Origin of the sequence: Kosakonia oryzae, from assembly GCF_001658025.2 — a bacterium.
In the GTDB taxonomy this organism is placed as follows: domain Bacteria; phylum Pseudomonadota; class Gammaproteobacteria; order Enterobacterales; family Enterobacteriaceae; genus Kosakonia; species Kosakonia oryzae.
Genome location: NZ_CP014007.2, coordinates 426,104 through 450,320, shown reverse-complemented (window position 1 = coordinate 450,320; position 24,217 = coordinate 426,104). Strand labels below are relative to the sequence as shown.

Here is a 24,217-nt window from a genome sequence, read left to right as displayed (position 1 = left end):
CTCCTCACGCCTTCACAGCTGGTTTAACGATCAGGTCGCTACCGGTTGCACCCGGGACAGCACCTTTAACCAGCAGCAGGTTGCGCTCAGCGTCAACACGTACTACGTCCAGGCTCTGAACAGTTACACGCTCATTACCCAGCTGACCTGCCATTTTCTTGCCCTTGAACACTTTGCCCGGAGTCTGGTTCTGACCGATAGAACCCGGAACGCGGTGAGACAGGGAGTTACCGTGGGTAGCGTCCTGGGTACGGAAGTTCCAGCGCTTAACGGTACCTGCGAAACCTTTACCTTTAGAGGTGCCAGTTACGTCAACTTTTTTAACTTCAGCAAACAGCTCAACGCTAATTGCCTGACCTACAGTGAACTCTTCGCCATCAGCAAGACGGAATTCCCACAGGCCGCGGCCAGCTTCTACGCCAGCTTTAGCAAAATGGCCAGCTTCCGGCTTGGTTACACGGTTAGCTTTTTTAGCACCGGTGGTAACCTGGATAGCGCGGTAGCCATCGTTAGCCAGATCTTTAACCTGAGTAACGCGGTTTGCTTCAACTTCGATTACGGTTACTGGGATAGATACGCCATCTTCAGTGAAGATGCGGGTCATGCCCACTTTTTTACCGACTAAACCAATCATTGTTTCAACCTCTCAATCGCTCGATGACCTGATTAACCCAGGCTGATCTGCACGTCTACACCGGCAGCCAGGTCCAGACGCATCAGAGCATCAACGGTTTTCTCGGTTGGCTCAACGATGTCAACCAGACGCTTGTGAGTGCGAATTTCGTACTGATCGCGCGCGTCTTTGTTAACGTGCGGGGAGATCAGAACGGTAAAGCGCTCTTTGCGGGTCGGCAGCGGGATCGGACCACGGACCTGCGCACCAGTACGCTTGGCAGTCTCGACGATTTCCGCGGTTGATTGATCGATCAGACGATGATCAAACGCTTTCAGGCGGATACGGATTCTTTGGTTCTGCATGAGACCAGAGCTCCAATTATTTATAGACGAAAATAATTACTCCTCACACCCATTACGATTGATGGGGGAGTGTAATCGTTCATAACATAGCCCCCCGATTGGGGGCATTGTTAGCAGCTAAAAACACTGCCGGGGTTCAGATTGAACCCGCCGTCAATTACGACAAGCCCGCGCATTATACGTAAATCTGGGCTGGACGCAAGTGCCGTTTAGAAAATAAGCAATATTGCGCGCAACTTCGCAGAAGAAATGTCGTTGCAATCAATCAGACGATATTTCTGGCGAGTTCTCTCGTGATTTTGCAGAAATACATTATGCAGTCATCCACTCCTTCGCCACTCTCCGGGTACGAGATCACTCTTTACTTGAGGCAAAATGCTCTTTCTCTTTATCTATTTATTCCTGAACTTGCTACTCGTCTGGCATGACATTCGTAGCGGTCTGCTCCCTGACCGTTTTACCTGCTCTTTATTATGGGCCGGGCTTTGCTGGCACAGCCTTTCCCATATGGCTTTTTTGCCATATGCCGTATGGGGAGCAATCGCCGGCTATTCTGCTTTTGCTGCTGTCTACTGGGGTTATCGCCTGTGGCGTGGCCGGGAAGGAATGGGATATGGAGATGTAAAATACTTTTCTGCGCTGGGGGCCTGGCATGGTTGGGAAAGTTTGCCCACTCTGGTTGTCATTGCATCTTTGTTGGCCTGTTGCGTCGCAGGAATCAGATGCATCTGCACTCATAACTGGCAGCCATTAAAAAACCCGCTGCCGTTAGGTCCATTTTTGGCGGCCGCGGGTCTGCTGACTGGATACCCAACACTGGTATCGTTTTAATCTTCAACTTTGATTTGCGATTGGAGATAGTTCTGAATACCAATTTTCGCAATCAGATCGAGTTCTGTTTCGAGCCAGTCAATATGGTGCTCTTCTTCGGCGAGAATATTGATCATCATATCGCGGCTGACGTAATCATGAACGCTATCAGCATAGGCAATGGCTTCGCGCAGATCTTTTGCGCCTTCCAGTTCCAGCCTGAGGTCAGATTGCAGCATCTCTTCGACATCTTCCCCTATTCCGAGCTTGCCCAAATCCTGCAAGTTCGGTAATCCTTCAAGAAACAAAATACGCTCGATGTACTGATCAGCATGTTTCATTTCATCAATGGATTCGTGGTATTCAACGTCGTTGAGGCGCGTCAGCCCCCAGTTTTTGAACATTCTCGCATGGAGAAAGTATTGGTTTATTGCGACAAGCTCATTTCCCAATAATTTATTGAGATAATTTATGATTTTAACATCACCTTTCATTATGTAGTCCCTCCGCTTCCACTTATTGAAGCGTAGATGCGCCTACAGGGATGTCAAAAAAAGATAGTGCCTTAAGCGATCTCTTGATATTCCGGCATCTGTGTAAGTTCGTTCTGCATAATCTCTCTTGCCGCACGAACACACTTACCGCATTGATTTCCCACCGGAACAAATTTGCGAAGCTGCTGAAATGATTGGGGGTGGAACTGGCGAACTGCCTGACGAATTTTTTTATCACTTACACCATTACACAAACAAACGTACATGAATCACTCCCGTTCACTTTATGCACAGAAGTCTAAATGAGAATGGTTACGATTACAATAGCACGATCGTAAAGGTACATCGGCAGAAAAGATAAAATTGTGACCAAATAACAGATAGCAAAAAGGGCGCCGAAGCGCCCTTTTTCATTCAAAGCTAAATAATTAGCTGACAACTTTTGCTACAACACCCGCGCCAACGGTACGGCCGCCTTCACGGATTGCGAAACGCAGACCTTCGTCCATCGCAATTGCGTGAATCAGGGTAACAACCATTTTGATGTTGTCGCCCGGCATTACCATCTCCACGCCTTCCGGCAGTTCGATGGTGCCTGTCACGTCAGTTGTACGGAAGTAGAACTGCGGACGGTAACCTTTGAAGAACGGAGTGTGACGGCCGCCTTCGTCTTTGGACAGGATATAAACTTCAGATTCAAATTTGGTGTGCGGATTGATGGAACCCGGCTTCGACAGTACCTGACCACGTTCGATATCTTCACGTTTGATACCACGCAGCAGAATACCCACGTTCTCGCCCGCACGACCTTCGTCCAGCAGTTTGCGGAACATTTCAACACCAGTACAGGTGGATTTCGCGGTAGGTTTGATACCCACGATTTCAACTTCTTCACCTACTTTGATGATGCCGCGCTCTACACGACCGGTAACAACGGTACCACGGCCGGAGATGGAGAATACGTCTTCGATCGGCAGCAGGAACGGCTTGTCAATCGCACGCTCCGGTTCCGGGATGTAGGAATCCAGGAAGCCAGCCAGTTCGATGATTTTCGCTTCCCACTCTGCGTCGCCTTCCAGCGCTTTCAGAGCAGAACCGTGAACGATCGGCGTGTCGTCTCCCGGGAAATCGTACTGAGACAGCAGTTCGCGAACTTCCATCTCAACCAGTTCCAGCAGCTCTTCGTCATCAACCATGTCGCATTTGTTCAGGAACACGATGATGTACGGAACGCCTACCTGACGAGCCAGCAGGATGTGCTCGCGGGTCTGCGGCATCGGGCCGTCAGTCGCAGCAACAACCAGGATCGCGCCGTCCATCTGCGCAGCACCGGTGATCATGTTTTTAACATAGTCGGCGTGCCCCGGGCAGTCTACGTGCGCGTAGTGGCGAGTCGGGGTGTCATATTCAACGTGAGAAGTGTTGATGGTGATACCACGAGCTTTTTCTTCCGGCGCGTTATCGATCTGATCGAACGCGCGAGCAGAACCACCGTAGGCTTTTGCCAGAACGGTAGTGATTGCAGCAGTCAGGGTAGTTTTACCATGGTCAACGTGGCCGATTGTGCCGACGTTAACGTGCGGTTTTGTACGTTCAAATTTTTCTTTAGACACGGCTTTATTCCTTACTATAGTGCTCTCCCCTTCGGGAGAGAGCACGGACTTTGGTTTTAACCCTGAGGCTTATTTACCACGGGCTTCGATTACGGCCTGAGCAACGTTGTTCGGTGCATCATCATACTTCAGGAATTCCATAGTGTATGATGCACGACCCTTGGTCAGAGAACGCAGCTGGGTTGCGTATCCGAACATTTCAGACAGCGGCACTTCAGCATGAATCTTAACGCCAGTGACTTCAGATTCCTGACCGCGCAGCATACCGCGACGACGGCTCAAGTCACCGATAACGTCACCGGTGTTCTCTTCCGGAGTTTCTACTTCAACCTTCATGATCGGCTCAAGCAGAACTGGTTGCGCTTTCTTAAAGCCTTCTTTAAAGGCGATAGACGCAGCCAGTTTAAACGCCAGTTCAGAGGAGTCAACGTCGTGGTAAGAGCCGAAATGCAGACGAATACCAATATCTACTACCGGGTAACCAGCCAGCGGGCCAGACTTCAGCTGCTCCTGGAAGCCTTTATCAACGGCAGGGATGTATTCGCCAGGAATTACACCGCCTTTGATGTCGTTGATGAACTCGTAACCTTTCGGGTTAGAGCCCGCCTCCAGTGGGTAGATGTCGACAACAACATGACCGTACTGACCGCGACCACCAGACTGCTTGGCGTGTTTGCCTTCGACATTGTCAACTCTTTTGCGAATCGCTTCACGGTAAGCAACCTGAGGTTTACCGACGTTCGCTTCAACGTTGAATTCACGTTTCATACGGTCAACGATGATGTCGAGGTGCAGTTCACCCATACCAGCGATGATGGTCTGGTTAGATTCTTCGTCAGTCCATACGCGGAATGACGGGTCTTCCTTCGCCAGACGGCCCAGAGCCAGACCCATTTTTTCCTGGTCAGCTTTGGTTTTCGGTTCTACTGCGATGGAGATTACCGGTTCCGGGAATTCCATACGTTCCAGAATGATCGGGTTATCCGGGTCACACAGAGTGTCACCAGTGGTCACGTCTTTCAGACCGATAGCAGCAGCGATATCGCCTGCACGAACTTCTTTGATCTCTTCACGCTTGTTAGCGTGCATCTGAACGATACGACCGAAACGCTCACGTGCAGCTTTCACGGAGTTCAGGGCAGTATCACCAGAGTTAATCACACCAGAGTACACGCGGAAGAAGGTCAGGTTACCAACGAACGGGTCGGTAGCAATTTTGAACGCCAGCGCAGAGAACGGCTCTTCGTCGCTTGCGTGACGCTCAGCCGGAGTATCTTTACCATCGTCCAGGATACCGTTGATCGCAGGTACGTCAGTCGGGGACGGCAGGTAGTCAACTACCGCATCCAGCATCGCCTGAACACCTTTGTTCTTGAACGCAGAACCACAGGTTACCAGGATGATTTCGTTGTTCAGAACGCGCTGACGCAGAGCAGATTTGATTTCCGCTTCAGTCAGTTCTTCACCACCCAGGTATTTCTCCATCAGCTCTTCAGAAGCTTCAGCAGCGGATTCGATCAGATTCTGGTGCCATTCTTCAGCCAGATCCTGCATGTCAGCCGGGATATCTTCGTATTCGAAGGTTACGCCCTGGTCTGCATCGTTCCAGTTGATGGCTTTCATTTTCACCAGGTCAACAACACCGGTGAAACCTTCTTCAGCACCAATTGCCAGCTGCAGCGGAACCGGGTTCGCGCCCAGACGGGTTTTGATCTGACCAACAACTTTCAGGAAGTTAGCGCCCATACGGTCCATTTTGTTAACGAACGCGATGCGCGGAACTTTATATTTGTTAGCCTGACGCCATACGGTTTCAGACTGCGGCTGAACACCACCAACTGCGCAGTAAACCATTACCGCACCGTCAAGAACACGCATGGAACGTTCTACTTCGATGGTGAAGTCAACGTGCCCAGGGGTGTCGATGATGTTAATGCGATGCGGTTCATACTGCTTCGCCATACCAGACCAGAATGCAGTAGTTGCTGCGGAGGTAATGGTAATACCACGCTCCTGCTCCTGCTCCATCCAGTCCATGGTTGCGGCGCCGTCATGAACTTCACCGATTTTGTGGTTTACACCGGTGTAGAACAGAATACGTTCGGTAGTCGTGGTTTTACCGGCGTCGATGTGCGCACTGATACCGATGTTACGGTAGCGTGCGATGGGTGTTGTACGAGCCATTTGATTCCTCGTTTGTCTCTTAGGCGCTCAGATTTAAGTTGCCAAACGGCGGACGACTTACTGGAAGCGCCCGCCTGGTGACTAAAACTCCGAAGGGATTACCAACGGTAGTGTGCGAACGCCTTGTTGGCTTCGGCCATACGGTGAACGTCTTCACGTTTCTTAACTGCAGTACCTTTGTTGTCTGCAGCATCAGAAAGTTCGTTCGCCAGGCGCAGAGCCATGGATTTATCACCGCGTTTACGAGCAGCTTCAACGATCCAACGCATTGCCAGGGCATTACGACGAACCGGACGAACTTCAACCGGAACCTGATAAGTAGAACCACCAACGCGGCGAGACTTAACTTCGACAGTCGGACGCACGTTTTCGAGGGCTACTTCGAAAGCTTCCAGTTCATTTTTACCAGAACGCTGAGCCAGGGTCTCCAGCGCGCTGTATACGATTGCTTCTGCAGTAGATTTTTTACCGTCTACCATCAGGATATTTACAAATTTAGCCAGCAGTTCTGATCCGAACTTCGGATCCGGCAGAATTTTACGCTGACCAATAACACGACGACGTGGCATGGAAATACTCCGTTGTTAATTCAGGATTGTCCAAAACTCTAAGAGTTTAGTTTGACATTAAAGTTAAAACAGTTTGGCCTTACTTAACGGAGAACCATTAAGCCTTAGGACGCTTCACGCCGTACTTGGAGCGAGCCTGCTTACGGTCTTTAACACCAGAGCAGTCGAGCGCGCCACGAACAGTGTGGTAACGAACACCCGGGAGGTCTTTAACACGACCGCCACGGATCAGGATCACGGAGTGCTCCTGCAGGTTGTGACCTTCACCACCGATGTAGGAAGTCACTTCGAAACCGTTGGTTAAACGAACACGGCATACTTTACGCAGTGCGGAGTTCGGTTTTTTCGGGGTGGTAGTATATACGCGAGTACATACGCCACGTTTTTGCGGGCATGCTTCCAGCGCAGGCACGTTGCTTTTTGCAACTTTGCGAGTGCGTGGTTTGCGTACCAGCTGGTTAACTGTTGCCATTAAATAGCTCCTGGTTTTAGCTTTTGCTTCGTAAACACGTAATAAAACGACCTCATATAATATGAGGACGCAGAATTTTATGGCTGTGCTGAAAAGGTGTCAAGAAATATACAGCGATCCCACATTACCAATGCATCTGAACGGCGTGTTTTACCGTCAGGCTAACGAAATCAGTATAGCCAACCCTGACAACACTGCTCGAAATTTGACCGTTCAATCCGCGTGCTTGCACATCATCATTTAACGCATGAATGGTTACGGGGGCATTTAGCAATAAAGGAATATAACGGCTGCCTTCCAGCGCCGCCGTGACGCCATCCGATAACAGCAGTAGATCATCGCCAGAGCGCAACATGCGCAACAGCGCCGCCATATCGCATTGCCAGGGAGAGTGGGACAAAGTATGCAGCATAGGCGCCTCAAAACGTCAGTACGACAGTGTACTCATCGAGCTGTTCACGCAGCGCTTCCGGCTCCAGCTGTTGCGCAGGTAAGACGAAAGCCGCCTCCTCACCGAGACCGCGTTCGCGTAGCGAGGCCGCACACAGCCAGCACTGTTCAATGTCGTACAAAGGAAGGACTTTAAAGGTGGCGATGTAATCACGCGCCAGAATCGCATCCGGCTGCTGCCCGGCTAATAGCTGAAACACGCCGTCGCCGATAAAAAACACGCCAATCCCGTCGGTGAATGCCGAGGTCGCGAGTAAGGCATCCAACCCTTCACGCCCGGAGGATGAACCGTGCGGCGCGGAAGTAAAGACAAATGCAATACGCTTCATCAAAACTGCACCACCCGATCGCAAGAGAGCGCAGCTTCCGCCAGCGCGCCCAACCCGGTGAGTGAAAAACCTGCCTGTAAATTTGCGGCAGGCAGCGCTAATCGCTCAGCTTCATTGTCATCAACCACGCCACGGCGCAGTGCGGCGGCGACACAGATATGCAATTCGACCTGCTGTTCATCATGCAAACGCTGCCAGGCGCGTACAAGATCAAACTCATCGCTGGCGGGCGCCGTAAGCGCATTTGCGTTATTTACCCCTTCACGATAGAAGAAGACGCTGCTCAGCGTATGTCCGGCTTCCAGCAACGCCAGCGCAAATTGATAAGCGCTACTGGCTTGCTGAGTGCCGTACGCCGGGCCGGTGACCATCAGGGCAAAACGCATTAACGATCCTGTCCGGAAAAATCACCGCTTTTGAACTGGCGGATGTAAAGATAAACGGTATGTTTCGAGATATTCAGTCGATCGGCTACCTGGTTAATCGCATCTTTAATGTCGAAGATACCCTTCTCATAAAGGTTCAGCACAATCTGGCGATTCTTGGCATTATTGGAAACGTTGCGATCGGCATTAACCTCTTCGATGGTGAACTCCAGAGTTTGCATCACCAAATCTTCTACCGAAGAGGCAAAGTTGACGGACGAGCCAACATCCGGAGTTTCCGGCGGGATAAAGGTGTTCATGATTTGCGAGAACGGCACATCAAGGTTCATGTTGATGCACAGCAGGCCAATCACCCGGTGATCGCGGTTACGGATAGCGATAGTCACTGACTTCATCAGCACGCCGCTTTTCGCGCGTGTGAAGTAGCATTTGGAGACGCTACTGTCGGCACCGGTCATATCGTGCAGCATGCGCAGGGCAAGGTCGGTAATCGGCGAGCCAATTTTACGTCCTGTGTGTTCGCCGTTCGCAATGCGGATAGCGGAACATTTCAGGTCTTGCAGGGAGTGCAGAACGATTTCGCAGTGTGAGCCAATGAGCATCGCTAACCCGTCCACCACCGCCTCGTAGGATTTAAGGATATCGAAGTCGGTCTGATCGAAAGGACGTTGATCCAGTAAATCAAGTTCACTGGTTTCGTTGGTTAATAGCGACCTGGACATGAAAAAAAACACTCCTTTTCAGGAGCCTGTCGTTAACTTTTCAGGGCAGGCTCAGTATTTATATGGGGATATAAATTAATACATCGTACGTTAAGATTATATCCTTACTACAAAAAAAAACGCCGCCCGGAGGCGGCGTTTTTTTCACACTGTTACTTGGTGCCAGTATCGGCAGCTTTCGCATCAGCAGGTTTATCTGCGGCAGCCGGAGCAGCATCTGACGCGGCAGCATCCGCTTTCGGCGCAGCGGCGTCAGCTTTCGGAGCCGGTTTGATATCCAGCAGCTCTACGTCAAACACCAGCGTGGAGTTAGCAGGAATCCCCGGAACGCCGGTTTTACCGTAAGCCAGAGCCGGTGGGATCACCAGCTTGATTTTGCCGCCTTTCTTGATGTTTTTCAGGCCTTCAGTCCAGCCCGGGATCACGCCGTCGAGGCGGAAGGAGAGCGGTTCGCCACGGGTATAGGAGTTATCGAACTCTTTACCATCAATCAGCGTACCTTTGTAGTTCACAACAACAGTGTCGCTGTCTTTCGGCGCATCGCCAGTCCCTTCTTTTTCGACTTTGTACAGCAGGCCGGAATCAGAGGTTTTCACACCTTTCTCTTTGGCGAAGGCGTCACGGAAGGTTTTACCTTTCGCTTCGTTGTCAGCAGCGTCTTTCTCCATACGTTCTTGCGCGGCAGTTTTCACGCGCGTTTCGAACGCTTGCAGCGTTTGTTCAATTTCCTGGTCGCTCAGTTTGCTCTTATCAGCAAACGCGTCCTGAACGCCGGCGATCAGCTGGGCTTTGTCCAGTTTGATGCCCAGTTTTTCCTGCTCTTTCAGGGAATTTTCCATATAGCGGCCCAGAGACGCGCCCAGCGCATAAGCAGATTTCTGGTCGTCATTTTTAAATGCCGCTTTGCTGTCAGCTGCAGCAGCAGTCTCTTTCTTCGCCGTCTCCGCAGCGAAAGAGATCGGTGCATGAAGAGCAACGGCCATTGTGGTCGCCAGCAGCGTGACTTTAAACAGTGATTTCATCCATTTCTCCAGGGGCCGGGGCATCTCGCCCCAGGGTTAAACATTAAAGTAAGAAGCGTACTATAAAGCGTTGCGGTAGAAATCAACATAAGGACACTACCCGAATTCACCTGTTTTCTGACTATTTTTGTTTAAATTAGTTTCTGATTTTCTGACGTAATGCTGTACCGCATGACAAACTTCAGTAAAATTCGCCCGGTTTATGAAATTTGAGCCGGAAGCAGACCCGAGGTGAAGAATGCAAGAGCTAACAACAGAAGCGCGACTGGCTGAACTGGAGAGCAAACTGGCTTTTCAGGAGATAACGATCGAAGAGCTAAACCAGACGGTTATTGCCCACGAACTGGAGATGGCAAAACTGCGCGAGCATCTGCGACTGATGGCAGAAAAACTCAAAGCCAGCCAGCCTTCTCATATGGCATCGCCGTCAGAAGAAACGCCGCCGCCCCATTATTAAGGCGTAAAAAAAGCGGGTTTCCCCGCTCAGTGCATAAATCCCTAAGTATTTCGTGTTGCAGGCAGGCGGCAAACTTGAAAATCCCCGGGAGCATAGAAAACTATGTGGCCGGGGTTTGAAAGTGAAGCCAACGCGCCTGCAGTGCGAAAGACGACAGGATTTTATTAGTGGCAACCGCAGCCGCCGTTACCACCGCAACCACCTTTACCATGGTCATGACCATGATCGTGGCCGTGACCGCCGCAGCAGCCGTCGTGATCGTGGTCGTGGTCATGATCGTGGCCATGCGCACCGTGAACGTGGCCATGAGCCAGTTCTTCTTCAGTCGCTTCGCGGATCGCGACAACTTCAACGTTGAATTTCAGGTTCTGGCCAGCCAGCATGTGGTTGCCATCAACCACAACGTGGTCGTCTTCGACTTCGGTAATTTCTACCGGTACTGGGCCCTGGTCGGTTTCTGCCAGGAAGCGCATGCCAACCTGCAGCTCGTCAACGCCCATAAAGACGTCTTTCGGTACGCGCTGCACCAGGTTTTCATCGTACTGACCGTAAGCGTCGTTCGCGCCAACCGCCACATCGAATTTATCGCCGACTTCGTGACCGTCCAGCGCGTTTTCCAGACCAGAGATCAGGGAACCGTGACCGTGCAGATAGTCCAGCGGCGCACTCACCGGAGACTCATCAACCAACACACCGTCTTCTGTACGTACCTGGTAAGCCAGGCTGACCACCAGGTCTTTTGCTACTTTCATGATATCTCCTGAGCGTGGGAAAATTACTGGCGCAGATTGTAGCGGAATTCTGCACCCGTGTACCCTTTAGCTTAAAAAAAGCTGCCCGATATGGCTAGTCCGGATGAAAAATCCCAATAACTTGCTCATCTTTGCGAACATGATCGCGGGCTTCTTTATCGGCTTCACGCATCTGATGTCCGCACTTAACGCACTCAACTATATCGACATTATTTTCACGCCACATCGCCAGCGAATCCTTCGCCTGGCATGAAGGACAAACCGCCCCGGCAATAAAACGTTTACGTACAGCCATTCGAATCCCCTTATTCAAACTCGTCCCAGCCATCCAGCTGGCGACGCTCTTGTTGCATTTCACGCTGGAAAATCTCCTCCAGCTCGCGCCGCGCTTCGCGTACGCGGGAAATTTGTAGTGTATCGGTATGCACCGGCATCAGTTCGCGCAGCATACGCATATCCAGCCGTTTAAAATGCAGTTGCGCGCGCTGCGCCTGGTGAGGATGCATCCCCAGCGAAATAAGTGCCTTGCGCCCCAACTCCAGCGCACTGGAGAAGGTTTCGCGGGAAAACTGCGTCACGCCGGCCTGCAGCAGCTCGTGCGCTTCCACACGCCCCCGCGCCCGCGCCAAAATGGCCAGATGCGGGAAATGTTGCTGACAGATTTCCACCAGTTTCATCGTATCCAGCGGATCGTTGCAGGTAATAACGATGGATTGTGCTGATTCCGCACCCGCCGAGCGTAGCAGTTCCACCTGTGTCGCATCGCCGTAATAAACTTTATAACCGTACTTACGCATCAGGTTAACGGCGCTGATATCCCGCTCCAGCACGGTAATGCGCATCTTATTCGCCATCAGCAAGCGGCCAATCACCTGACCAAAGCGACCAAACCCGACGACAATCACCTGCGGTTTGTCATCTTCCACCCACGGCGCTTCGTCTTCATCTTCCGGCGTGTTAAAGCGCCATGAGAGCAGCTTATCGATGCCGCGCATCAGTAACGGCGTGGTCATCATCGACAGGGTGACAGTGACCAGCAACAGCGCCATCTGATCGTGCTGAAACAAGCGCTGGGATGAGGCAGAAGAGAAGAGCACAAACGCAAACTCTCCCCCCTGGCTAAGCACGCCGGCAAACTGCATTCGCTCCGAACTGCGCAGTCCATACACGCGCGCCAGCACGTACAGCACCAGCGTTTTGATCACCACTAGCACCGCAACACTCATCACCACCCATAACAGGTGGGTATAAAGCACACCCAGATTCAGCGCCATACCGACAGAAATAAAGAACAGACCGAGCAGTAAACCTTTAAACGGCTCGATAGCGATTTCCAGTTCGTGGCGATATTCGCTCTCTGCCAGCAGCACACCGGCAATAAAAGTACCGAGCGCCATCGACAGCCCCAGCGCATCCATAAACAGCGCCGAGCCGAGCACCAGCAACAGCGTTGCTGCAGTAAAAACCTCGCGTACGCCTGAACCGGCGATAAAGCGAAACACCGGGCGCAACAGATAGCGCCCGCCAATCAGCATGCCAGCAAAGGCCAGCACCTTCATGCCGACCTTCATCCAGTCAAGATGATCGTCGCCATTTCCCGCCAGCAGCGGCACCAGTGCCAGCGCCGGGATCACCGCTAAATCCTGAAACAGCAACACAGAAAAACCCAGTTGCCCGGATTCGCTGCGATTCATGCCTTTATCGCGCATCAGTTGCAGCGCCATCGCCGTCGATGACATCGCAAGGCCGATACCGCCAACTACGGCGGCCTGCCAGGCGAATTGCGTCAACATCAGCAATCCGGCCAGAATCGCCGCGCTCAGCAGCACCTGCGCGGCACCGACACCGAAAATCGAGCGCCGCAATTCCCAAAGTTTGGCCGGATTCAGTTCCAGCCCGATGATAAACATCAGGAACACCACGCCCAGCTCGGAGAAGTGGAGAATTTCGTCAACGTCGCTGATAAACCCCAGCCCCCATGGGCCAATGGCAATCCCCGCCAGCAGATAACCAAGCACGGCGCCAATGCCAAGCCGGGCAGCCAGCGGTACGGCGACGACAGCAGCGAAAAGAAACAGCACACCGGCCAGTAGCAGCGCGGAACCCTCCATCAGCGACCTCCTGGCGACAGCGGCGACGCCAGCCAGTCGCCGTAAGCTTTGGCGTGATTCGCCAGTTCCTGCGGCGGCTGCCTGCGCGCCCAATAAACAATGATCGGGCTAAGCCAGTGCATACGGCACATGGCGGCAGTCAGCTCAAACGGGCGCAGAATGTCATTCATTGAGTAGCGATTCAGGCCATCATGACGATAAGCCGCCTCCGGCTCGCCGGTGGTGACCACGCTACGCCAGTACTTTCCCGCCAGTTGATTCCCGCCAATACCGCTGGCAAAACCGCGGCTTAACACGCGATCCAGCCACTCTTTGAGCAATGCCGGACAGCTATAGGTATACAGCGGGTGCTGAAAGACGATCACGTCATGCTCGCGCAGCAACGCTTGTTCATAAGGAATATCGATAAAGAAATCGGGATAGCGCGCGTAGAGATCGTGCACCGTGACATTTTGGAGCTGCATTGCCGGTTTAAGCAAAACCCGATTAGCCACCGAGTCCTGAGATTCCGGATGGGCATACAGCAGCAACACTTTGGCTGTCTGCGACATCATTCCCCTCCCGGGTGTCGTACCTGTTATTCTTCCGGCGCGGCCGCTTTTGCCCGCCCAGAATGATTTTGTCTATCGCCTTCATTTTGGGCTACCATTGCGGCCCCGGTACGGCATTTGGCCGTAACCTTACATTATCATAATGACAAATTAACATAGTCTGAACATACGGCGCCTTATGATTGTTTTCTCCTCGTTACAAATTCGTCGCGGTGTGCGTGTCCTGCTGGATAACGCCACGGCCACCATTAATCCGGGCCAGAAAGTCGGTCTGGTGGGTAAAAACGGCTGCGGCAAATCAACGCTGCTGTCGCTGCTAAAAAACGAGATGAGCGCCGATGGCGGCAGCGTCACGTTTCCGGGCACCTGGCAACTGGCGTGGGTGAATCAGGAAACCCCGGCCCTGAACGAGGCGGCGATAGACTATGTGATAGACGGCGATCGTGAATATCGCAAACTGGAAGCCGAGCTGAACAGCGCCAACGAGCGCAATGACGGCCATGCCATCGCCACGGTACATGGCAAACTCGATGCCATTGACGCCTGGACTATCCGTTCCCGCGCCTCCAGCCTGTTGCACGGGCTGGGCTTTACCAACGAGCAACTCGATCGCCCGGTAAGCGACTTCTCCGGCGGCTGGCGCATGCGTCTGAACCTCGCGCAGGCGCTGATTTGCCGTTCAGATTTACTGCTGCTCGATGAACCGACCAACCACCTGGATCTGGACGCGGTGATCTGGCTGGAGAAGTGGCTGAAGAGCTATCAGGGCACGCTAATTTTGATCTCCCACGACCGCGATTTCCTCGATCCGGTGGTCGACAAAATTCTGCATATCGAACAACAAAGCCTGTTCGAATATACCGGCAACTACAGTTCGTTCGAGCGCCAGCGTGCAACGCGTCTCGCCCAGCAGCAGGCCACTTACGAAAGCCAGCAGCAGCGCGTGGCGCACCTGCAAAGCTTTATTGATCGCTTCAAAGCGAAAGCCAGCAAAGCCAAACAGGCGCAGAGCCGTATCAAAATGCTTGAACGCATGGAGCTGATTGCGCCAGCGCACGTTGATAACCCGTTCCATTTCAGCTTCCGCGCGCCGGAAAGCCTGCCGAACCCATTACTGAAAATGGAAAAAGTGAGCGCGGGCTACGGCGATCGCACCATTCTGAATGCCATCAAGCTGAACCTGGTACCCGGTTCGCGTATTGGCCTTCTGGGGCGCAACGGCGCGGGTAAATCAACGCTGATCAAAATGTTAGCCGGTGAACTGGCGCCGCAAAGCGGTGAAATCGGCCTGGCGAAAGGCATCAAGCTGGGTTATTTCGCCCAGCATCAACTGGAGTTTTTACGCGCGGATGAGTCACCGCTGCAACACCTGGCGCGCCTGGCACCGCAGGAGCTGGAGCAGAAGCTGCGCGATTATCTCGGCGGTTTCGGTTTTCAGGGCGACAAGGTTACCGAAGTGACGGAACGCTTCTCCGGTGGCGAAAAAGCGCGGCTGGTGCTGGCGCTAATCGTCTGGCAGCGCCCGAACCTGCTGCTGCTCGATGAACCGACTAACCACCTGGATCTCGATATGCGCCAGGCGCTGACCGAAGCGTTGATCGAATTCGAAGGCGCGCTGGTCGTCGTTTCGCACGATCGTCACCTGCTGCGCTCTACGACTGACGATCTCTACCTGGTGCACGACGGCAAAGTGGAGCCGTTTGAAGGCGATCTGGAAGATTATCAGCAGTGGCTGAGCGACGTGCAGAAGCAGGAAAGTCAGCCCGCAGAAGCCGCAAAAGATAACGGCAACAGCGCTCAGGCACGTAAAGATCAAAAGCGTCGCGAAGCGGAACTGCGCACGCAAACCCAGCCGCTGCGTAAAGAGATCGCCCGGCTGGAAAAAGAGATGGAAAAACTCAACGCGCAGTTGGCGCAGGCCGAAGAGAAGCTCGGCGACAGCGGGCTGTACGATCAAAGCCGTAAAGCCGAGCTGACCACCTGCCTGCAACAACAGGCGACGGCGAAAGCCGGTCTGGAAGAGTGTGAAATGGCGTGGCTTGAAGCGCATGAGCAGCTGGAAGCGATGCTGCAAGGGGAATAACGGGCGATAACAGCGGGCGAGAGAGTTATGAATCTGGATATCACTAACGACATTACGTTTCGCAAGCTGGGCATTTTCATGACGTTTATGGAAAAGGGAAATATCGCCCGCGCGGCGGAAACCCTTAACCTGAGCGGCGTCAGCGTGCATCGCGCGCTGCATACGCTGGAAGAAAATGTGCGTTGCCCGCTGTTCGTGCATAAAGGGCGCAACCTGCTCCCGCTGCCTGCGGCCTGGACGCTGATGGAGTATTGCCAGGAAGTCATGCAGTTGATGGAGCGCGGGCTGGATGAAGCGCGGAAAACGGCGGGCGTCGGTCAGGGCCGTTTACGTGTTGGCACGCTTTACTCGCTGACGCTGGAAACCGTGCCGAGGCTTATTATGGGCATGAAATTGCGCCGTCCGGATCTGGAAATGGATCTGACTATGGGGTCAAACGAGGCGCTGCTGCATATGCTGGAAGAGGGGACGCTCGATGCCATTCTCATCTCAATCTCCGGCAGTGAACTCGACCACAATAATTTCGAAATGCTGCCGCTGTTCCATGACGATATCTTTCTTGCTGCGCCAGCCAGCGCCACGCTGAAAAGCGACGACTTTGCCGATCTGCGCGATTATCGTACGCAAAAATTCGTCTCGCTGGCCGAAGGGTTCGCCACTTACGCCGGCTTCCAGGAAGCGTTTCATATTGCTGGCTTCGAGCCGGAAATTGTCACCCGCGTAAACGACATTTTTTCCATGCTCAGCCTGGTGCAGGCGGGCGTGGGTTTTTCCCTGATGCCGGGAAGAATGAAAAAGGTGTACGAAAGCTCCCTGCAGTTGCTGCGTCTCGCCGAGCCGTATCAGATGCAACAGTTGATCGCCATTGTCTTCGCCCGCAACCGCGAGCACGATCCCAATTTACTGGCGCTGGCCGCCGAAGGGCGAATGTACGCCCGCAGTCTGGGGGATAGCGCCTGATTTTTGCCGGATGGTGGCTGCGCCTTATCCGGCAATCAACCTTCACCGCAAGCCGTTCGCTAACCTGCAAGCCCGATACGCGGAGCGCCATCGGGCAAGCGAACTTATCCACGCAGCCGCTTAGCCAGATGCAGCGCGACATCCGCACCACTTCTTTCCAGCGAAATGCATTCGCCGTTCCACGCCGCCTGGCGCGTCAGACAGGTCAGAATACCGCCCGGCGGCATCTCAATCGCCAGCCTTGCGTCGCGTTCATTCGCGGCAACCATCGCCTCCTGCCAGCGCACGGTGCGCGCCATATTACGCGCCAGATCGTCAGCAATTTTTTCCGGCTGCCACAGCACACGACCAGTACTGCCGCTTAAATAAGCGCATTGCGGCCGGTTCAGCGTGACGTGGGTAAAGGCCTGCGCCAGTTTTTCCGCGGGCGCAGCCAGCAGTTCACAATGCGAAGGCACGCTGACCGCCAGACGCTGCGCTTTGTTTGCGCCTTTGGCCAGCGCACGCTGCGCGACCAGCGCCATCGCCTCATCACTACCGGCGATGACAATCTGCGTTTCCGCGTTCAGGTTGGCGATATACGCTCCGCTCCCTTCGAGCAGCATTTCCACGACAGGCAGCGTCAGCCCCATAATTGCCGTCAGGCCGTACCCATGCGGCCAGGCCTGTTCCATCAAGTCGCCGCGCAGCGCGACAAGCTGCAAGGCATCGCGGAAATCAAGCGCTCCGGCCACGACGGCAGCGGGAAATGCGCCAATCGATAATCCACAGGTAATATCCACTGTCATGCCCCGGCGCTGTAGCTCCCGCGCCCAGGCGACACCGGAAATCAGCAGCGCCAGTTGTACGGCACGCGTATGTTCTAATGCCTGCGGCGTATCGAGTGAATCCACTTCCGCGCCTAATATTTCACGCGCTTGCGCCAGTTCAGTGCCAGGCAGCCCGTGCAACATACCGGGACGCTGCGTCCCCTGCCCCGGAAAGGTAAACAGAATTTTCATTACGCCTCCCTGTACCACGGATCGCTGACCAGCCGCGGCCCATGATTGGTTTTCAGCATTGCCCGCCCATCGCGTAACCACTCCGCCAGCGCAAAACCGCTATTCGGCGTCTCAATCTGGGTATCCGCCCGGCACAATCCACCGCTCAGTTGCTGTTGCCAGCGTAAAAGATCATCGGGGGAAAGCGGCTGCGGAGCGCGGATCAGCAGGTCAAGATCGCTGGTCGCATGGATAACCGGAATCCCCGTCGCCAGCGCGTAGCCGGTGCTGCCGGTCACGCCCCATATCCACGGCCAGTTCTGCTGCGCCAGTTGCGCAGCCAGTTGCACCGGCGGCTGAGAAATAAAGGGGGAACGAAGCAGTTCCAACGGTGCGACAAGCTGCTCTGGTGAGACGATGCGGGTAATGCGCTCTGGCCTCACCCACCCCGCAGCGCGCTGATCGCGTCGCAAACCGCGCACGCCAACGGGGATTCGCCCGTCCTGAACAACATCACGCCGCACCACTACCGGTAAACCGGCATGCCACACTTCATCGACCCAGGGTTCAGTTACCCCTTCCAGCGCATCGCGTGCGCCAAGCCAGAGAAGATCGTGCGGGCGTAATGTTGTGGTCATGATTACATTCCTGAAGTCAGCGAGATAAACAGCGGCAGCGACAGGATACACAGTACAGAGCTTAACAGCAGTACCGCTTCCGCATCCGGCGACTGCACGCCAAAGCGGTTACCAAATACCACGCCGAAGAAACCAGCCGCCAACGCAATCATCAGGATCGCGGTGATAGCGACAGAGCCATGCAGGCCCAGCACCAGCACAATCCCCCAGGCGATAGCAGGCTGGATCAGCAGTTTGGTGATCGTGGCGGAGATAACCATCGTGTTGATAGCAAGTTTACGCGCCGAGAGGATCACCCCGGTCAGGAACAGCGCCGCAGCGGTCGCAGACAGGCCAAGCGGTTTGATGGAAGCCAGCAGCAGTTCCGGCATTTTGAGACCAAACGCTGAAAGCACAACCCCCAGCAGCGGTCCCCAGACAATCGGTTTTTTCACCGAACGCCACATCAGCACCGGCAGCATTGCCAGCGTAGAACCTGTGTTGCCGCCTTCCGCACGCGCTTTTTCACGTTCGAGGATCAGCAGGCAGAACGGCGTCATCAGTACCGAACCGCAGGCAATGGAAACCGCGACGGAAAGAGACGTTGCAGACCCTTCGCCCAGTACGCTACCGAGGATCGGCAGCCCCAGCGCAGCGTAGTTTGGCAGCGCCACTGTCAGGGTTAATACCGCAGCATCCTGCGGCGATTTTTTGAAGACAGAGACCGCCAGGAAGTAGATAGCCGCGTAGGTGATCCACATCGCGAGAACCAGCACCACAATCAGCGGCGACTGGGCGATGATACCGGCCCACGGCGTTTGTACGGTCGCGCTAAACAGCGCGGCGGGCAAGGCAAAATCCATTACGAAGATATTCAGCAGGGAAACGTTCTTGTTGTCGACCATTTTGGCCTTCCCTGCCCAGAAACCCAACAGCATGATGACAAAAATGGGTGCGAGGGCATGAACAATTACATAAGTCATAGATCACCTATAAGCCTTTAAGAAAAAAGAGAAATAGCGCGATGGTTATTATTTTCAGATGCAGAATGCCGCGTGGGCGCGGCGCACGCGCCCACGGGTTTGCTATCTGGCAGGTTTCTTTTTTACTTACCAGCTTGCTTTCATGCGTTCGCGCACAAGAGCGGAGCTGCGGCGGTTGTCAGCACCCAGACGGTTTTTCAACGTGGTGTCCTGACGAGCGTCTTTGATTGCCTGTTGCAGAGTGTTCTTCACCTGCGCCAAATCGCTTTCTGAAGGCGCATCCGGATTGCTGATGTTCAGCAGATCCGACAGCAGCCCCAGCGTGGCATAGTTGCTAATGTCGTAGGCCATCGGCGGAATGGTCGCCGCCAGTTTTTCCAGCGCTTCCACGGTACGCAGCGTAATGCGTGCCGCCGAGTCTTTACCCATTGCGTGGATCAGCACACCGGAATCGTTAAATGCGATCAGGCGGTTGGCCTGGTAGCCGTGAGCCAGAAACGCCCCGGACATCGCTTTACCGACGATCATACCAATCACCGGGTGGCCCGCCAGACGCGCATTGGCATACGCCGCAGCCGCGCCAGCCAGCGCCTGGTGAATACCAAATGCCTCTTCGCGACGGCCGTAAGCCTGGCTTGGCACGTCAATCACCGCAATGATCGGGCGTTTCATGCTGCTGTTCGCATCGGCAGCGACCGTTTCGCTGACCACTTTCGCCAGCGTCCAACCCTCCAGCAAACCGACTTCGCCTTTCGCGGCACGCGGGTAGTGGTTGTTGGCGTCCGGCACCACGGCGATAAAACGCACCGCTTCACCGTTCACCTGACCATCAGCGGCCTGTACGGACGGGCACAGCCCGCTCAGACGTTGCGCATTCGGTGCCAGTTTTTCCAGCCATAAGGCACCACGGCTGACTGTCGTGTTCATGCTTTACCCTCCCCGGCAAATAACGCGTTGATCTGTTCGGCATCCGCTTGTTTACGGGTGTCGAACCGGGTCAGACGTTGCAGATAATCGTCGTAGTTATCGGTGCGGTGTTTCGCCGGAACACCTTTAGCAAGGGCGTCATTCATCGCGTTTTTCACCGCGTTCACGCCGTCGCCGACCAGCGCATCCACCAGCCCGCTGCGATAACGCACTTCACCGCCGGTCATGCTCCAGATAAACGGACGGTCGCGGGAGTCGTACTCTTCAATCCCCGCTTCCTGCTCAATCACCTGCGGGCCGTTCAGACCGAGACGCGCTTCGCGAGTCACAATCAGATAGCTACACAGCGCGGCGGCGATAGACATCCCACCGAAGCAGCCCACCGTACCGGCAACAATACCGACAACCGGGGTATAACGACGCAGGTCAACGATCGCCGCATGAATATCGGCAATCGCCGCCAGGCCGAGGTTGGCTTCCTGCAGGCGAACGCCGCCGGTTTCAAGGCACAGAACCGCCTGTGTCGGGATCCCTTTGCGGTTATCTTCTGCCGCCAGTTCCAGTGCCGCCGCCATTTTCGCGCCGGAGACTTCGCCCATACTGCCGCCCTGGAACGCGCCTTCAATCGCCACGACAACAGCCGGTTGACCATTGATGGTGCCTTTGGCGACTACCATGCCGTCATCTGCCTGCGGAACAATGCCCTGCGGCCCTAACCACGGGGAGATAATGCCCTCAAACGGATCCAACAATTCGCGGTAGCTGCCTTCATCCAGCAGCGCCTGCGCGCGCTGACGCGCTTTGAGTTCGATAAAACTGCGATCGTCACGCATAGCTCACCTCTTCGAATACCTGTTCGATACGGATGCGCGCCACACCGGGCGTCGCGCCGAAATCGTGAATCACAAGCTGGCCAGCGGGCAGCGTGCTGACCAGCCCCAGACGGGTGAACAGCGCTTCCCAACGTCCACGGCTGTTGTCCACGGAGGTGGTGATATCGATTGTCAGTGTCTGCCCCTGGTCGGCGGTGAATAACACCTCCATATCCCCGGAGCCTACAACGCCTGCCAGTGCTTTACCGCGCAATACGCGGCCGGCAGGCACAGTGATCGTGATATGTTCCATAACTTCCTCTTAATTCGCTAAATAAGGCGTGGTCAGGCGATCGAGAAACAGTGTGGCGGCCAGTAAATCCGCCGCGCCGCCGGGTGAAGCGTTCAGCGCCAGCATTTGCCTGTCGAGGTCAGCCAGCGCTTGCCAGCCGTGCGGATGGGCAACACCGCCTGCCTGCAACACATGCCGTGCGCCTGTGCGCATCGTCTCCAGCCCTTCCAGACCGGCGCGCGATAAAACACAGGTGTCGCTGAGCGAGGTCATGATCGCCATCAACGCATCCAGCCGTGCGGCAGTTTCGTTGCCGCCGCGCTGGCGGCTTTGCTGCAACTGCGGCAGCGCCAGCTTCATGATGTGTGGAAACGCCTGCTGCGCTTCTTCGCGCGCGCCGGGCACCCGATAACGGTGGGTGGCGCGCAGGCCTTTACTGAACACTTTCGGCGCGGCCTCGTCCGGCAGTTGCGCCAGCTTTGCGGCGGTGGCGGTGATCGCCTCAGCCGAACCGCTGCCGCCGAGCATGGCGACAGCGCTAACCAGCAACCCCAGCGCCCAAATAGCCCCACGGTGTGTATTCACACCGCCGGTTGCTGCCATCATCTGCTGCTCGCCTTCACGGCCCAATCGCCCGATGGTTTGTCTGAGCGCCACATCCACCGGCCGTAACCAGCTCTGTTGCGCCAGCGCCTGAAACGTGGGGGTCAGGCTGTGCGCGGAACGCTCCATCAGTTCAAGCGTTAAATCGTGGTGCGCACCCTTCCCCCGACTGTCCACCAGACCGGGCTTGGGGCTTAATCGTGCTTCGTCAATCAGACTCTGTGTGGCGGCTCGCGCCAGCCAATCGGCACCGCCTTCAGCTTCAATCCGTGGCAGAAGTTTCATTACCAGCTCCGGAATTTCGCAGGTGGGTTGTAAAGACCGCCGGACCATTCCACCAGGTCCGCCACGCTGCTGGCTGCCAGCAACGAACGGGTAGCGTCAGTACGACGAATGCCCATATCTTCCGGGTAAACTACTTTGCCGCTCTGACGAAGTTGCGCCACGCGTTTGGCGTCAACACCCAGACCGATATCGGTGATACCGGCCACCGCCGCTACCATCGCTCGGCGCTCTTCGATGCTTTCTGCACGATAGAGGTAAGCGATCCCCTCTTCGGTCAGTACGTGAGTCACGTCATCGCCATAGATCATGACGGGTGCCAGCGGCATGCCGGAGGTTTTCGCCACTTCAACAGCGTCGAGTTTTTCCACAAAAGTCGGTTTCGCCCCGGCCTGGAAGGTTTCGACCATCTGCACGACCAGTTTTTTACCGCGTTGCATCGGATCCGGTTCGGTGATCATGTTCAGCCAGGCAGGTGTTGCATGGCGACGACCGTGCGGGTCATGCCCCATATTTGGCGCGCCGCCGAAGCCGGAAAGACGACCGCGGGTAACCGTGGAGGAGTTCGCCAGCCCATCAACCTGTAACGTGGAGCCGATAAACATATCCACCGCGTACTGGCCCGCTAACTGGCAGAACGCACGGTTGGAACGCATTGAGCCGTCAGAACCGGTGAAGAAGACGTCCGGACGCGCGCGAATATACTCTTCCATCCCCAGTTCGCCGCCGAAGCAGTGCACGCTTTCCACCCAGCCGCTCTCAATCGCCGGGATCAGCGTCGGATGCGGGTTCAGCGTCCAGTGTTTACAGATTTTGCCTTTCAGACCGAGCTGTTCGCCGTAGGTTGGCAGCAGGAGTTCAATCGCCGCCGTATTGAAACCGATACCGTGGTTCAGCGACTGCACCTGATGTTCTGCGTAGATGCCTTTGATCGCCATCATCGCCATCAGGATGTGTTCTTGCTTGATCAGACGCGGATCGCGGGTAAACAACGGTTCGATAAAGAATGGTTTGTCCGCCACCACCACGTAATCGATCCACGAGCCAGGGATATCGACGCGCGGCAGATCGCATTCGTCATCCACCAGTTCGTTGACCTGGGCAATAACAATGCCATCGCGGAATGCGGCCGCTTCCACCAGCGCTGGCGTATCTTCGGTGCTTGGGCCGGTGTAGAGGTTACCTTTACGGTCGGCTTTGTAACCGGCGATCAGCGCCACGTTCGGACACAGGTCAACGTACAGGCGGGAGTAAAGTTCGATGTAAGTGTGGATGGCGCCGATTTCCAGCAGGCCATCTTCCAGTAGCTGCGAAATACGCAGGCTCTGCGTACCGGAGAAAGAGAAATCGAGCTTGCGAGCGATGCCTTTTTCGAAGATATCAAGATGTTCGCTACGGCCGACGCTCGGCATAATCATATGCAGGTCGTGCACTTTCTGCGGATTAACTTCAGCGAGCGAGCGGGAGAGAAAATCCGCCTGCTTTTGGTTGTTCCCTTCGAGAACGACACGGTCGCCGGGGGCGATCAGTTTTTCCAGCATGGCGACAAGGTCGCCGGTCGGCAGTACCTTGCCCTGCACGGGAATGGACGCCAGGCGACGCTGTTTCTCGCTGCGCCGTGTGTTCCATACCTGTGCTGGCGTTTGCCCAGATAACATTGTTAACCTCCTGATTCAGCTCATCATTTTGACTTGCTTAACACTGAACTCAGTGTGCGCGTTGCTAAGAGAAGCATCAATTAAGGAGGCGATAAAATCATTAGTCTGAAAGTAATAATC

29 protein-coding genes are annotated in these 24,217 nt (G+C 54.7%); 4 read left to right on the top strand and 25 right to left on the bottom strand.

The genetic code is table 11. From position 1 onward, the window contains the following. Window positions 1-4 precede the first annotated feature (4 nt). Entirely contained in the window at window positions 5-634 is a 630-nt protein-coding gene (gene rplC / locus AWR26_RS02070; protein ID WP_007369810.1) for a 50S ribosomal protein L3, read from the bottom strand. 32 nt (window positions 635-666) lie between these two features. Further along, window positions 667-978, bottom strand: a complete 312-nt coding sequence (gene rpsJ, locus AWR26_RS02065; protein WP_001181005.1) for a 30S ribosomal protein S10 — start codon at window positions 976-978, stop codon at window positions 667-669. Window positions 979-1,353: 375 nt separating this feature from the next. Between rpsJ and AWR26_RS02060 the strand changes: the two genes are divergently transcribed. Then, entirely contained in the window at window positions 1,354-1,809 is a 456-nt protein-coding gene (locus AWR26_RS02060; protein WP_071892586.1) for a prepilin peptidase, read from the top strand. Here AWR26_RS02060 and bfr read toward each other — a convergent pair. The 11 genes from bfr to fkpA form a co-directional block, all read right to left on the bottom strand. Further along, complete coding sequence (gene bfr / locus AWR26_RS02055; RefSeq protein ID WP_007369807.1) at window positions 1,806-2,282, bottom strand: bacterioferritin; 477 nt, start codon at window positions 2,280-2,282, stop codon at window positions 1,806-1,808. The two genes, AWR26_RS02060 and bfr, sit on opposite strands and share 4 nt — an antisense overlap. A 71-nt stretch (window positions 2,283-2,353) precedes the next feature. Further along, entirely contained in the window at window positions 2,354-2,548 is a 195-nt protein-coding gene (gene bfd / locus AWR26_RS02050) for a bacterioferritin-associated ferredoxin (protein ID WP_064563293.1), read from the bottom strand. 162 nt (window positions 2,549-2,710) lie between these two features. After that, window positions 2,711-3,895 (bottom strand): elongation factor Tu, encoded by a 1,185-nt coding sequence (gene tuf / locus AWR26_RS02045; RefSeq protein WP_064563291.1) that lies wholly within the window; start codon window positions 3,893-3,895, stop codon window positions 2,711-2,713. 69 nt (window positions 3,896-3,964) lie between these two features. Continuing rightward, window positions 3,965-6,079: an elongation factor G gene (gene fusA / locus AWR26_RS02040; protein WP_064563290.1), complete on the bottom strand. Its 2,115-nt coding sequence runs from the start codon at window positions 6,077-6,079 to the stop codon at window positions 3,965-3,967. 98 nt (window positions 6,080-6,177) lie between these two features. Beyond that, a complete protein-coding gene (rpsG, locus tag AWR26_RS02035; RefSeq protein WP_007369802.1) occupies window positions 6,178-6,648 on the bottom strand; it encodes a 30S ribosomal protein S7 in 471 nt (156 codons plus the stop codon). Window positions 6,649-6,745: 97 nt separating this feature from the next. Further along, the gene (rpsL, locus tag AWR26_RS02030; protein WP_043956330.1) at window positions 6,746-7,120 is read right to left on the bottom strand and encodes a 30S ribosomal protein S12; all 375 of its coding nucleotides are present in this window, start codon (window positions 7,118-7,120) and stop codon (window positions 6,746-6,748) included. A gap of 124 nt (window positions 7,121-7,244) precedes the next feature. Continuing rightward, window positions 7,245-7,532 (bottom strand): sulfurtransferase complex subunit TusB, encoded by a 288-nt coding sequence (gene tusB, locus AWR26_RS02025; protein WP_064563285.1) that lies wholly within the window; start codon window positions 7,530-7,532, stop codon window positions 7,245-7,247. Between the two features lie 7 nt (window positions 7,533-7,539). Next, window positions 7,540-7,899 carry a sulfurtransferase complex subunit TusC gene (tusC, locus tag AWR26_RS02020; RefSeq protein ID WP_064563283.1) on the bottom strand — a complete coding sequence of 120 codons (360 nt, stop codon included), beginning with the start codon at window positions 7,897-7,899 and terminating at the stop codon, window positions 7,540-7,542. Next, window positions 7,899-8,285 carry a sulfurtransferase complex subunit TusD gene (gene tusD, locus AWR26_RS02015; protein ID WP_043956327.1) on the bottom strand — a complete coding sequence of 129 codons (387 nt, stop codon included), beginning with the start codon at window positions 8,283-8,285 and terminating at the stop codon, window positions 7,899-7,901. The genes tusC and tusD overlap by 1 nt, the downstream gene beginning before the upstream one ends. Beyond that, the gene (locus AWR26_RS02010; protein ID WP_043956326.1) at window positions 8,285-9,007 is read right to left on the bottom strand and encodes a helix-turn-helix transcriptional regulator; all 723 of its coding nucleotides are present in this window, start codon (window positions 9,005-9,007) and stop codon (window positions 8,285-8,287) included. The genes tusD and AWR26_RS02010 overlap by 1 nt, the downstream gene beginning before the upstream one ends. Window positions 9,008-9,159: 152 nt before the next feature. Beyond that, window positions 9,160-10,029 carry an FKBP-type peptidyl-prolyl cis-trans isomerase gene (gene fkpA, locus AWR26_RS02005; protein WP_064563281.1) on the bottom strand — a complete coding sequence of 290 codons (870 nt, stop codon included), beginning with the start codon at window positions 10,027-10,029 and terminating at the stop codon, window positions 9,160-9,162. 238 nt (window positions 10,030-10,267) lie between these two features. Here fkpA and AWR26_RS02000 point away from each other — a divergent pair, with 238 nt between their 5' ends. Then, a complete protein-coding gene (locus tag AWR26_RS02000; protein ID WP_043956324.1) occupies window positions 10,268-10,486 on the top strand; it encodes a protein SlyX in 219 nt (72 codons plus the stop codon). 164 nt (window positions 10,487-10,650) lie between these two features. On the opposite strand, the gene slyD is transcribed toward AWR26_RS02000, so the two are convergent. From slyD to kefG, 4 genes are all read right to left on the bottom strand, one after another. After that, a complete protein-coding gene (slyD, locus tag AWR26_RS01995) occupies window positions 10,651-11,238 on the bottom strand; it encodes a peptidylprolyl isomerase (protein WP_007369795.1) in 588 nt (195 codons plus the stop codon). A gap of 94 nt (window positions 11,239-11,332) precedes the next feature. Beyond that, window positions 11,333-11,533 (bottom strand): YheV family putative zinc ribbon protein, encoded by a 201-nt coding sequence (locus tag AWR26_RS01990; RefSeq protein ID WP_007369794.1) that lies wholly within the window; start codon window positions 11,531-11,533, stop codon window positions 11,333-11,335. A gap of 10 nt (window positions 11,534-11,543) precedes the next feature. Further along, the gene (kefB, locus tag AWR26_RS01985) at window positions 11,544-13,349 is read right to left on the bottom strand and encodes a glutathione-regulated potassium-efflux system protein KefB (protein ID WP_064563279.1); all 1,806 of its coding nucleotides are present in this window, start codon (window positions 13,347-13,349) and stop codon (window positions 11,544-11,546) included. Beyond that, entirely contained in the window at window positions 13,349-13,900 is a 552-nt protein-coding gene (gene kefG / locus AWR26_RS01980) for a glutathione-regulated potassium-efflux system ancillary protein KefG (RefSeq protein ID WP_043956322.1), read from the bottom strand. Before kefG ends, kefB begins: the two co-directional genes overlap by 1 nt. Before the next feature lie 178 nt (window positions 13,901-14,078). On the opposite strand from kefG, the gene AWR26_RS01975 reads away from it, so the two are divergent. Both AWR26_RS01975 and AWR26_RS01970 read left to right on the top strand, forming a co-directional pair. Next, the gene (locus AWR26_RS01975; RefSeq protein WP_064563276.1) at window positions 14,079-15,983 is read left to right on the top strand and encodes an ABC transporter ATP-binding protein; all 1,905 of its coding nucleotides are present in this window, start codon (window positions 14,079-14,081) and stop codon (window positions 15,981-15,983) included. 27 nt (window positions 15,984-16,010) lie between these two features. After that, window positions 16,011-16,943 carry a LysR family transcriptional regulator gene (locus AWR26_RS01970; protein WP_064563274.1) on the top strand — a complete coding sequence of 311 codons (933 nt, stop codon included), beginning with the start codon at window positions 16,011-16,013 and terminating at the stop codon, window positions 16,941-16,943. Window positions 16,944-17,047: 104 nt separating this feature from the next. Here the strand turns inward: AWR26_RS01970 and mdcH are convergent, their stop codons facing one another. The 8 genes from mdcH to mdcA all read right to left on the bottom strand — a co-directional run bounded on the left by mdcH (window position 17,048) and on the right by mdcA (window position 24,097). After that, window positions 17,048-17,944, bottom strand: a complete 897-nt coding sequence (mdcH, locus tag AWR26_RS01965) for a malonate decarboxylase subunit epsilon (protein ID WP_064563272.1) — start codon at window positions 17,942-17,944, stop codon at window positions 17,048-17,050. Beyond that, complete coding sequence (locus AWR26_RS01960; protein WP_064563270.1) at window positions 17,944-18,561, bottom strand: malonate decarboxylase holo-ACP synthase; 618 nt, start codon at window positions 18,559-18,561, stop codon at window positions 17,944-17,946. The genes mdcH and AWR26_RS01960 overlap by 1 nt, the downstream gene beginning before the upstream one ends. A gap of 2 nt (window positions 18,562-18,563) precedes the next feature. Next, window positions 18,564-19,523 carry an AEC family transporter gene (locus tag AWR26_RS01955; protein ID WP_064563268.1) on the bottom strand — a complete coding sequence of 320 codons (960 nt, stop codon included), beginning with the start codon at window positions 19,521-19,523 and terminating at the stop codon, window positions 18,564-18,566. Between the two features lie 126 nt (window positions 19,524-19,649). Next, window positions 19,650-20,450 carry a biotin-independent malonate decarboxylase subunit gamma gene (gene mdcE / locus AWR26_RS01950; RefSeq protein ID WP_064563266.1) on the bottom strand — a complete coding sequence of 267 codons (801 nt, stop codon included), beginning with the start codon at window positions 20,448-20,450 and terminating at the stop codon, window positions 19,650-19,652. Next, window positions 20,447-21,283 carry a biotin-independent malonate decarboxylase subunit beta gene (locus tag AWR26_RS01945; RefSeq protein ID WP_064563264.1) on the bottom strand — a complete coding sequence of 279 codons (837 nt, stop codon included), beginning with the start codon at window positions 21,281-21,283 and terminating at the stop codon, window positions 20,447-20,449. The genes mdcE and AWR26_RS01945 overlap by 4 nt, the downstream gene beginning before the upstream one ends. After that, on the bottom strand, window positions 21,276-21,575 hold the full coding sequence (gene mdcC / locus AWR26_RS01940) for a malonate decarboxylase acyl carrier protein (protein ID WP_035888973.1): 300 nt from the start codon (window positions 21,573-21,575) through the stop codon (window positions 21,276-21,278). The genes AWR26_RS01945 and mdcC overlap by 8 nt, the downstream gene beginning before the upstream one ends. Before the next feature lie 9 nt (window positions 21,576-21,584). Further along, complete coding sequence (locus AWR26_RS01935; RefSeq protein ID WP_064563262.1) at window positions 21,585-22,442, bottom strand: triphosphoribosyl-dephospho-CoA synthase; 858 nt, start codon at window positions 22,440-22,442, stop codon at window positions 21,585-21,587. Further along, entirely contained in the window at window positions 22,442-24,097 is a 1,656-nt protein-coding gene (gene mdcA, locus AWR26_RS01930; protein WP_043956313.1) for a malonate decarboxylase subunit alpha, read from the bottom strand. Before mdcA ends, AWR26_RS01935 begins: the two co-directional genes overlap by 1 nt. Window positions 24,098-24,217: the final 120 nt, after the last annotated feature.

Bases quoted from the DNA above. Each gene is read 5' to 3' on its own strand.
- slyD (WP_007369795.1), bottom strand. From the start codon at position 11,238: ATGAAAGTAGCAAAAGACCTGGTGGTCAGCCTGGCTTACCAGGTACGT.
- AWR26_RS02010 (WP_043956326.1), bottom strand. From the start codon at position 9,007: ATGTCCAGGTCGCTATTAACCAACGAAACCAGTGAACTTGATTTACTG.
- AWR26_RS01960 (WP_064563270.1), bottom strand. From the start codon at position 18,561: ATGACCACAACATTACGCCCGCACGATCTTCTCTGGCTTGGCGCACGC.
- bfd (WP_064563293.1), bottom strand. From the start codon at position 2,548: ATGTACGTTTGTTTGTGTAATGGTGTAAGTGATAAAAAAATTCGTCAG.
- AWR26_RS02060 (WP_071892586.1), top strand. From the start codon at position 1,354: ATGCTCTTTCTCTTTATCTATTTATTCCTGAACTTGCTACTCGTCTGG.
- fusA (WP_064563290.1), bottom strand. From the start codon at position 6,079: ATGGCTCGTACAACACCCATCGCACGCTACCGTAACATCGGTATCAGT.
- AWR26_RS01975 (WP_064563276.1), top strand. From the start codon at position 14,079: ATGATTGTTTTCTCCTCGTTACAAATTCGTCGCGGTGTGCGTGTCCTG.
- mdcA (WP_043956313.1), bottom strand. From the start codon at position 24,097: ATGTTATCTGGGCAAACGCCAGCACAGGTATGGAACACACGGCGCAGC.
- mdcC (WP_035888973.1), bottom strand. From the start codon at position 21,575: ATGGAACATATCACGATCACTGTGCCTGCCGGCCGCGTATTGCGCGGT.
- tusC (WP_064563283.1), bottom strand. From the start codon at position 7,899: ATGAAGCGTATTGCATTTGTCTTTACTTCCGCGCCGCACGGTTCATCC.
- AWR26_RS01990 (WP_007369794.1), bottom strand. From the start codon at position 11,533: ATGGCTGTACGTAAACGTTTTATTGCCGGGGCGGTTTGTCCTTCATGC.
- rpsL (WP_043956330.1), bottom strand. From the start codon at position 7,120: ATGGCAACAGTTAACCAGCTGGTACGCAAACCACGCACTCGCAAAGTT.
- bfr (WP_007369807.1), bottom strand. From the start codon at position 2,282: ATGAAAGGTGATGTTAAAATCATAAATTATCTCAATAAATTATTGGGA.
- AWR26_RS02000 (WP_043956324.1), top strand. From the start codon at position 10,268: ATGCAAGAGCTAACAACAGAAGCGCGACTGGCTGAACTGGAGAGCAAA.
- rpsG (WP_007369802.1), bottom strand. From the start codon at position 6,648: ATGCCACGTCGTCGTGTTATTGGTCAGCGTAAAATTCTGCCGGATCCG.
- fkpA (WP_064563281.1), bottom strand. From the start codon at position 10,029: ATGAAATCACTGTTTAAAGTCACGCTGCTGGCGACCACAATGGCCGTT.
- AWR26_RS01955 (WP_064563268.1), bottom strand. From the start codon at position 19,523: ATGACTTATGTAATTGTTCATGCCCTCGCACCCATTTTTGTCATCATG.
- tusD (WP_043956327.1), bottom strand. From the start codon at position 8,285: ATGCGTTTTGCCCTGATGGTCACCGGCCCGGCGTACGGCACTCAGCAA.
- AWR26_RS01970 (WP_064563274.1), top strand. From the start codon at position 16,011: ATGAATCTGGATATCACTAACGACATTACGTTTCGCAAGCTGGGCATT.
- rplC (WP_007369810.1), bottom strand. From the start codon at position 634: ATGATTGGTTTAGTCGGTAAAAAAGTGGGCATGACCCGCATCTTCACT.
- kefB (WP_064563279.1), bottom strand. From the start codon at position 13,349: ATGGAGGGTTCCGCGCTGCTACTGGCCGGTGTGCTGTTTCTTTTCGCT.
- kefG (WP_043956322.1), bottom strand. From the start codon at position 13,900: ATGTCGCAGACAGCCAAAGTGTTGCTGCTGTATGCCCATCCGGAATCT.
- mdcH (WP_064563272.1), bottom strand. From the start codon at position 17,944: ATGAAAATTCTGTTTACCTTTCCGGGGCAGGGGACGCAGCGTCCCGGT.
- AWR26_RS01935 (WP_064563262.1), bottom strand. From the start codon at position 22,442: ATGAAACTTCTGCCACGGATTGAAGCTGAAGGCGGTGCCGATTGGCTG.
- AWR26_RS01945 (WP_064563264.1), bottom strand. From the start codon at position 21,283: ATGCGTGACGATCGCAGTTTTATCGAACTCAAAGCGCGTCAGCGCGCG.
- mdcE (WP_064563266.1), bottom strand. From the start codon at position 20,450: ATGAACACGACAGTCAGCCGTGGTGCCTTATGGCTGGAAAAACTGGCA.
- tusB (WP_064563285.1), bottom strand. From the start codon at position 7,532: ATGCTGCATACTTTGTCCCACTCTCCCTGGCAATGCGATATGGCGGCG.
- rpsJ (WP_001181005.1), bottom strand. From the start codon at position 978: ATGCAGAACCAAAGAATCCGTATCCGCCTGAAAGCGTTTGATCATCGT.